The 6746-nt window shown below is 66.7% G+C and carries 7 protein-coding genes; 3 read left to right on the forward strand and 4 right to left on the reverse strand.

Going from position 1 to position 6746, the window contains the following annotated elements; translation table 11 throughout:
• A partial coding sequence (locus tag KUTG_RS52555; RefSeq protein ID WP_063753676.1) for a helix-turn-helix domain-containing protein occupies positions 1 to 256 on the reverse strand: 256 nt, incomplete at its 3' end.
• Between the two features lie 1230 nt (positions 257 to 1486).
• Here KUTG_RS52555 and KUTG_RS52560 point away from each other — a divergent pair.
• The gene (locus KUTG_RS52560) at positions 1487 to 1702 is read left to right on the forward strand and encodes a hypothetical protein (RefSeq protein WP_043727736.1); all 216 of its coding nucleotides are present in this window, start codon (positions 1487 to 1489) and stop codon (positions 1700 to 1702) included.
• A 71-nt stretch (positions 1703 to 1773) separates the two neighbouring features.
• On the opposite strand, the gene KUTG_RS52565 is transcribed toward KUTG_RS52560, so the two are convergent.
• The 3 genes from KUTG_RS52565 to KUTG_RS60365 all read right to left on the reverse strand — a co-directional run bounded on the left by KUTG_RS52565 (position 1774) and on the right by KUTG_RS60365 (position 3179).
• Positions 1774 to 2238, reverse strand: coding sequence for a GNAT family N-acetyltransferase (locus tag KUTG_RS52565; protein WP_052396494.1), 465 nt, complete (start codon positions 2236 to 2238; stop codon positions 1774 to 1776).
• Positions 2229 to 2495: a hypothetical protein gene (locus tag KUTG_RS52570; protein WP_043727737.1), complete on the reverse strand. Its 267-nt coding sequence runs from the start codon at positions 2493 to 2495 to the stop codon at positions 2229 to 2231. The genes KUTG_RS52565 and KUTG_RS52570 overlap by 10 nt, the downstream gene beginning before the upstream one ends.
• A gap of 543 nt (positions 2496 to 3038) precedes the next feature.
• The gene (locus tag KUTG_RS60365; RefSeq protein WP_157495481.1) at positions 3039 to 3179 is read right to left on the reverse strand and encodes a hypothetical protein; all 141 of its coding nucleotides are present in this window, start codon (positions 3177 to 3179) and stop codon (positions 3039 to 3041) included.
• Positions 3180 to 3298: 119 nt separating this feature from the next.
• Between KUTG_RS60365 and KUTG_RS52575 the strand changes: the two genes are divergently transcribed.
• The gene (locus KUTG_RS52575) at positions 3299 to 3955 is read left to right on the forward strand and encodes a hypothetical protein (RefSeq protein ID WP_157495482.1); all 657 of its coding nucleotides are present in this window, start codon (positions 3299 to 3301) and stop codon (positions 3953 to 3955) included.
• A 1078-nt stretch (positions 3956 to 5033) separates the two neighbouring features.
• The gene (locus KUTG_RS60370; protein WP_157495483.1) at positions 5034 to 6506 is read left to right on the forward strand and encodes a hypothetical protein; all 1473 of its coding nucleotides are present in this window, start codon (positions 5034 to 5036) and stop codon (positions 6504 to 6506) included.
• The last annotated feature ends 240 nt before the right edge of the window (positions 6507 to 6746 follow it).

Here is a 6746-nt window from a genome sequence, read left to right on the forward strand (position 1 = left end):
CGGCCCCGGCTCGGCGGCCGACTTCGGGGGCTGGCGCGCTGTCCGGCTCGGCCTCGATCAGCTCGTCGATCCGGCAGTCGAGCACGGCGCAGAACACGTCCAGCTCCTCGGGGCGCAGGATGAACGCCTGGCCGGACCACAGCCCGGACAGCTTGCCCACGCTCATCTCCACGCCCCGGTCGCCGAGCATGCGGCGCAGGTTGCTGGCCTTCCAGATGCCGCGATTGGCGGCGGCCAGGCGCAGGTTCCACTTCATCGGACGAGTCCTCCCCAACGGTCGGCGGCGCGGGGATCGAAGCTCTCGCAGATCACGCACTACTGCCAGCGCCAACCCACGCCTCTCAAGTTCACCCACGCTGAAAAGTCATCAGCGAGAGCGAGATCTTTTCACTCCGGCTGACCCTTGATCATTTGGGGTTCGGAAGACGATCGGGAGGACGAGGTGCTGGTGTGCAGGGACGATCGCGGCGGCGGACGGCCCGGCGGCGAATTCGGGAACCTGACGACTGTCCTACTTGAAGACCGGGTGAGCTAGCTGATGGCTGGCTTGCCTGAAACGTCCTACACGGCAGCCATGGAGTGCGGGCGACGGTGGATACGGGAGACGAGGAGGCGCGCACCCAACGATCAATGAGCGTCCACAGTAGATAGTCGGTGCTGTTCGGGCCAGTGGGAGTCCTCAGCCTATGCCAGTTCGCCGTCGAAATCGCTGAGGCGTACATATTCGCACCGCATTGAGACTGGTGCTGTTGTGGCGACGGGGCGGAACTGACCGCCTGGCACGCGCTGCCTTCAACCTGAGTTCTGGTGTTGGGGGAGTGGTGTTGTAGACATGTCCGCCCTGGTGGCTGGTAGATCGGGAACGCCGCGCTGCGGCATATCCTGTGGGCGCCGTGTAGCTGTTCGAGTCGGTTGTCGAACTGCCCGCCAGGCGGCGCATGGAACGGACCGTGATCCTGAGGGTGTCGGCCGAGGTGCCTGCGGAAAGTCGGTGGCAACACCGCGTGATCGATTGAACGACCTATCGACCCGCTGTCCTGGCCCCTACGTGTGAGGCGGCGGTGGAGTTGGAGCAGTCGGGAGCGGCCGCGCGGGAGCCCGTGGCCATGGAATTCGTCCGTCCGACACCGCGTACTCTCTAGTTGGATAATATCACTATAGTGTCAGTGACAACTAAATACAGCACTCAAACGAGCGCAAAAGCACAACCAGGCTCACGACAGGGGATCCGCTACACGAGCATCGCGAAGGCCTCGGCGTCGAGGGCCTGATGCTGCGGTCCGGTCCGCGTTCCACCAGCCGCGGTCGACGGCGTGCTGGAGCAGTGCGGCGGGTAGCGAGCCGCCGAGGTGTTCGCGGCGTTCCGTCCAGTCCAGACAGTCCTTGAGCGGCGGCCGTCGGCCGCCGGGCAGCTTGATCTCCAGATCCTGCCGGCCCGGGCCTGGACAGGCTGCCCGGCGAGCTGGCGGAGCGACGTGGCCGAGCGTTGTCCGACGTCGCCCGTGTCCGGATCGCGTTGCGCGATGAGGTCGGCGCGCTCCACTCGGTGCTCGAGGCCGAGCAGCACGCGCCCGAAGAGGTCCAGCACCACCGCCACACCCGCACGCTGGCGCGTCGGCTGGCTCCGCATGAGGACGCCGGATCGGGGCTGCGTGAGTTCGTCGGTCGCTGCGGCTGGACGATGGACCAGCTCACCGCGTGATCGGCGTCCTCGGGGCGGGATACGTCGGGGTGGCGTCCGGATCGGATCGGGCGCCAGCTCAGGCCGAGCTCCTAGTAGAGCCGCACCGCGGTGGTGTTCCCCGCGTCCGCCATCAGGGCCACGCGGCCGCGCTCGGCACACAGCCATGTCAGCACAGCCGCGCACAAGGCCCGTCCGAGGCCACGGCCGCGCGCGTGCCGGGCCACCGTCACGCCGGCCATGACGCCCAGGTCGGGCGCGGACCACGCCTCGCACGCCGTCGCGACCAGCTCGCCGGCCTCGCGGATGCCCGCCCACCGGCGCACGCCGCAGCCGCCCGGCTGGGCTTCGGCGTCCGGGAAGCTGTTCGCCAGCAGACGCGCCACCTCCGTATCGGCCTGTTCGGGCAGCCACTCGACCACTGCCTCGATCGGTTTCTGGGGCTGCCGCAGGGTTTCCGGTGCCACCTGCATCCAGCCGAACGTCTCGGAGACGCCCAGATCGGGCCGGACCCGGGCGACAGCGGTGATCAGCTCGGCGTCGCCGGTCAGGCGCACCGCCGGGTGTGTTCGGCCCAGACGTGGTTTGCCAGCGCGGCCACGGCCTCTGGCCGGCCGGCGACCATGAGCCGGTCACGTTGCGACAAGTCGGTTCTGAGCAGGCCGATCGTATAGGCGCATACCCAACCGAACCGCTCTCGGCGGGCCCCGGCAGCCCAGGTGAATAGCGGGTCATGTCCGGACCTGGCAACGACATCCTCGACCGAGTCGGCGCCGCGGATCACCAGGTCCCCGTCCATGAGCAACACGATCATCCACCAGACCGAGGTTGTCCACAGACCCCGGCGAGACGGTCCTCGACGGCTGCGTGGGCACCAGCCGGCACGACCGCTGCACCTGCCAAGGCCGACTGAACTGACCGCTAGTCCGGTCCAGCCGCAATCAGCCTTTCCAATCCATGGTCTCCCCGGTCGCCGTCACCCGTGATGTCTCGAAGGGCATCCCGTGAGCGTCTACGTCAGATCAGGCTACCGGCGACCTCGGCTCAGCAGCCTCGGCGTCGAGCACCCACAGACGCTTCGCGTCAGGGCGACTCGACGTCGTGTGGATCGCCACGATCGCGTCGTGGCAAACACGCCGAGCAGCACGGATTCCCGTCGCCCCAACGCCAGGAAGAGCAGCCCAAGGACCGCCACGAACAGGATCGTCACGATCATTGGGATCGCCACGTACAGCACCCGCGGCGCGAGCGTGGGTGTGCGGGCCATGGCCCCCTCCACTGTGGACACCGCTGTACCTGGTTCTTCGGCTCGTAGGGCAACCGCGTTACCTCGCCCGGACCGACGGCGAGCTGGCACCTACGACATGCGGTGCTTCGCCCCGCCCACGAGGAACGGCAACAGCGCCAGCCGGATCTCCCGCGCCGGATCCCCGTTGGCGTGCACGACGACATCCACGCGGTCCTCGGTGCGGATCGCGCCGGCCCGCTTGAAGTTCATACCCGACACCGTGGACATTCTGGACGTGTGAGGCGCAGGTCGCTCAACGGCCCCAGATGACGTCGGGGTCCTGCGATGATGGGCCAGTGGTGAACTCCAGTGGGATCAGGCTGCCCGTCGTGCGGGCGCTTGTGGACGAACTGGACGCCGCAGCCAGTCTCCTAAAGACCGCTGTCGAAATGCTCGGGCGCTACCAGTCAGCGGCGCACGACGCTGACCCGCTGTTGGCGTGCCTGTCCATCGGCGTCGAGAAGACGACCAAGCTGACGCTGGGCATGGCGGGCATCCAAGACAGCGGCTGCTGGCCCGACAAAACCACCATGAAGGACTCCTGGGGCCACCGCGTCGTGTTGCTCGATCGGAAGTGCCGGGAGCACATGGCATCGCATGCCGATCAGTCCAGCGTCGCACCACTCATCCGGAGGATGCTGGACGAAGTCGCCCAGGACCGCGTGCTGGCCGCAATGCTGGAAACCCTGGACCGCTATGGCACCCAGGGCCGCTTTCACAACCTCGACGCCCTCGCGGAGAGCCCGCAAGCCAAGCCCTCACCCCGGGAACTATGGACCACGACGGACAACCTCGTCTGGAAGAGCGACCCGACACTCCTCGCGACCATGGGTGGCCCGGGCTACGCGCAGTCCAGGACACGGGTGAACGAGATCATCTGCGCGTCGATTACACGGTGGCAGGAACTGTACTTCCGTGCATGGACCACAGGTGTCCTCGGTGCCGATGCCCGCCAGTGGTCAACCTACCTCGTGCCACGGTCCTGATCCGCCCAGCATTCGCGGCCCATGCGGCTGCGGACAGGTGCACGAAGGATCTGCCGGCTGCTGGCCCGGCTCAACTGCCGACAGACAGACCTCCACCAGCCGGGCCTGGTGCTCTCGGACGCGTCAGGCATTGACAAGACCACGGCGCTGCCCGGCTCGGGCGGCGCCTGACCACAGCCCGAACGCTCCGCGAACCAAAGCGCGCAGGTGCACGACACGCCATGCCGCAAATGGCATTCGATTGCAAGGTTTAGTGATCTGATGTCGGGCCATGGGAAGACGACTCATCGATCCCGGCGACGCCGCCAACTTCATGCGCGACAAGGGGTTCGAGCCGCTAGTGTCGTATCCGGGGGCGAACGAGCCGTGGCTGTGTCGCTGTCTGCGGTGCGGGGCCGAGGTCAGACCGCGATACGCCACCGCGGTCAAGGGGCACGGGTGCCGGGTATGCGCTGGGCAGGTCATCGATCCGGACCAGGCAACGGCCCTTATGCGCGAGCGGGGCCTGGAACCGCTGGCGCCGTATCCAGGGGCGATCAAGAAGTGGTTGTGCCGCTGCCTTCGCTGTGGTGAGGAAGTCACGCCAACGTATCACTCGGTGAAGTCCATCGGCTCATCCGGCTGCAGACACTGCGGCACGCGGGGTCGTGCGGCGACCCGTCGTTTGGACCCCGAGAAGGCTGCTGCGTTGATGCGCGAGCATGGCTACGAACCTCTGGCGCCCTACCCGGGGTCCGGTACTCCGTGGCCATGTCGCTGCTTGATGTGCGGCCATGAATCGACGCCGACCTATGACAATGTGAAGCAGGGTTTCGGCTGCCGGGCGTGCGGACGTCGCCGAACTGAGGCCGCGCACCGACTCGATCCGACCGAGACGGCAGACGTAATGCGCGCGGCGGGGTTCGAGCCATTGGTGGACTACCCAGGTGCGGGGGAACCCTGGCTGTGTCGCTGTACGACCTGCCAGCGCACGGTTTCGCCGACGTACCACAGTGTTCAGGCCGGGGGCGGTTGCCGGTACTGCTCGGGTCACACTGTGGACCCCGCCTCGGCGGCGGCGCTGATGCGGGAGCACGGGTTGGAGCCGCTGGTGGACTACCCAGGTGCCGGCGAGCCGTGGCTGTGCCGCTGCAAGACGTGTGGAGAGCAGACCACCCCCCGCTACACCTATGTGCGAGCGACCGGATCCGGTTGCCTGCCGTGCGGGCGTCGCCACGCCGCCGTCAGTCGTCGGCTCGACGCCGACGTGGCGGCCACGCTGATGCGGGAGCACGGGTTGGAGCCGCTGGTGGAGTATCCGGGTGCCGATCAGCCCTGGCTATGCCGCTGTGGAACTTGCGAGCGCGAGTGCGCGCCAAGCTACAGCAGCGTGCGTTCAGGCCGCGGCTGCCGATGGTGCGGATTCCAACGGATCTCTGAGGCACTCCAGCTCGACCCGGACGCGGCTACGGCGTTCATGCAGGGGCACAGCTTGGAGCCGCTGGTCGACTACCCGGGCGCCGGCAAGCCCTGGCTATGTGAATGCTCGGCGTGTGGCCGCACGGTGAGCCCCAGGTACAACAGCATCAAGCAGGGGCAAGATGCCTGCCGGTACTGCTCTGGAAAAACCGTAGATCCCTCCGCCGCAGCGGCGCTGATGCGGAAGCGCGGCTTGGAGCCGCTGGTGGAGTATCCGGGTGCCGATCAGCCCTGGCTATGCCGCTGTGGAACTTGCGAGCGCGAGTGCGCGCCAAGCTACAGCAGCGTGCGTGCCGGGCACGGCTGCCGATGGTGCTGGGAGAACCGGCGCGGAGACGCTCTCCGCCTGGATCCCGAGGCCGCTACCGCCGTGCTGCGCGCAGCTGGCCTGCAACCACTGGTAGATTACCCGGGCGCCAATGCACAGTGGCTGTGTCGGTGCGAGAAGTGCGGGAAGGAAGTGTCGCCGTCGTACAACTCGGTGCGCGATGGACACGGATGCCGGTACTGCGCGGCTTTACAGCGCGGCGATTCTCGCCGCTTCCCGCACGAGTTGGCGGTTGCGTTCATGCGGGAGCAGGGGTTTGAGCCGCTGGAGCCCTACCGCAGCGCGTTGGCGAAGTGGCGTTGCTGCTGCCTGACCTGCGACCGGGAGGTCTCGGTCAAGTACGCCAAGGTTCGCAATGGCTCCGGCTGCCGGTATTGCAAGAAGCCGGGCTTCAACTACAGTGCACCGTCCCTGGTGTACGTCGTGATCCACATGGGCGCTAAGGCGGTGAAGCCGGGGATTGCGAACATCGGTACGCGCCAGGATCGGATCGCCTCGCACCACAGGGAGGGGTGGGCCCTGTTCAAGACCTTGCCGTGTGCGACCGGCGAAGAAGCCTGGCTCGTCGAGCGTGCCACCCTCGTACGGCTGTGGACGCTAGCCGGACACAAACGTGGCTACCTCACCGCCGAGGAAATGCCGCAATATGGCTGGACCGAGACCTTCGATCGCGACGAGATCGGCGAAGACCTCGTATGGTCGATCGTGCAGGAAGAGTTTGCCCGTCTACGCAGCGCCGACGACAACAAAGATGATGCCGGCTGAAGTGTCGCCGACAAGTAGGAATCGCCCGTGATTCCACACACGACCTTCGACGGCACGATCTTGGCATGCCATCGCCGACATCTTTTCTGCGGTCGCTACTGACAGAGTTTCTGCGTTCAACACCGATGGCGCAGCAACCGTTAAGCCCGAGGCTTCTGCCAGTGGCGACTCGAGATCCCTGTCAGTGGGTGTCGATCTCCGCAGTCGCCTGCATGGATTTCTCAACTCCCGTGCACGCTG

This window comes from Kutzneria sp. 744 (assembly GCF_000568255.1).
Lineage (GTDB): Bacteria > Actinomycetota > Actinomycetes > Mycobacteriales > Pseudonocardiaceae > Kutzneria.